Origin of the sequence: Sabulibacter ruber (assembly GCF_017355955.1) — a bacterium.
Classification (GTDB): Bacteria; Bacteroidota; Bacteroidia; order Cytophagales; family Hymenobacteraceae; genus Nibribacter; species Nibribacter ruber_A.
Map to the genome: position 1 here is coordinate 1 of NZ_JAFFID010000125.1, position 273 is coordinate 273.

Annotated in this window: 1 protein-coding gene; it reads left to right on the plus strand. The window is 77.3% G+C overall.

Annotated elements, in window-relative coordinates:
- The coding region (locus tag JT719_RS24730) for a YraN family protein (RefSeq protein ID WP_207436442.1) at positions 1-273 on the plus strand (273 nt) is incomplete at both ends.

A 273-nucleotide genomic window follows, 5' to 3' on the forward strand; every position in this document is an offset into this window, starting at 1 on the left:
GCCGCGCCGAGGATTACGGCCGCTACGCCGAGGCGCTGTGCCGGCTGAGCCTGCGGCTGCGCGGCTACCGCATCCTGGCGCAGCGGCTGCGCACCCCCATGGGCGAGATCGACATCGTCGCCCGGCGCGGGGCCACGCTGGCCATCGTCGAGGTGAAGGCGCGCGCCGACTGGGACCGCGCCAACGAGGCGGTCGGCGCCCGCCAGCGCGGCCGGCTGGCCCGCGCGGCGCATGCCTGGCTCGCCGCGAATCCGCGCCATGCAGGCTTGGCCT